At 48.9% G+C, this 558-nt stretch carries 1 protein-coding gene; it reads left to right on the top strand.

What is annotated here, in order from left to right; all coding sequences use genetic code 11:
* Window positions 1–42 precede the first annotated feature (42 nt).
* Window positions 43–558, top strand: a 516-nt coding sequence (locus PKO02S_RS32145; protein ID WP_127589366.1) for an Rpn family recombination-promoting nuclease/putative transposase, incomplete at its 3' end; no start/stop codon positions are given.

Genomic DNA, 558 nt, shown 5'->3' on the forward strand with positions numbered 1-558 from the left:
AGGGTGGCTTCTCCATGACAATTTTGCCAAGGAGAGGGTATAATGGAAGAAGTACAAACAGGCAAGGGAACCTCAGTAAGGCGCAGGATGAAGCCGAAGAACGACTTTATCTTCCAGAAGCTGTTCGGGGAGGAAGAATCGAAGGGAAGCTTGATCAGCCTGCTGAATGCGATTCTTGGTCTGGAGGGTGAGAAGCGCATCCGCTATCTGAAGGTTAAGGAAAGCAAGCAGTTGAGCAAGAAGATGATCGACGACAAGACGGGCCGGCTCGATATTGCGGCGGAAACGGACGATCGCGTCCAGTATGATATCGAGATGCAACTGACGGATTACCGCAATATGGCCAGGCGATCACTTTTCTACATGAGCAAAATGTATATCGGTTCAATCACGCAAGGAGATGACTACAGCAAGCTGAAGAGAACGGTGACGATCAATCTGCTCGATTTTATCTTGTTCAAGGATCGCGAGCCGTTTCATTCGACTTTCCATCTATATGATGACAGGGACAAGAGCTTGCTGCTAACGGATGCGTTCGAGGTGCACTTTCTGGAGTTG

The sequence above is a fragment of the Paenibacillus koleovorans NBRC 103111 genome, from assembly GCF_004000845.1.
GTDB classification, from domain to species: Bacteria; Bacillota; Bacilli; order Paenibacillales; family NBRC-103111; genus Paenibacillus_AA; species Paenibacillus_AA koleovorans.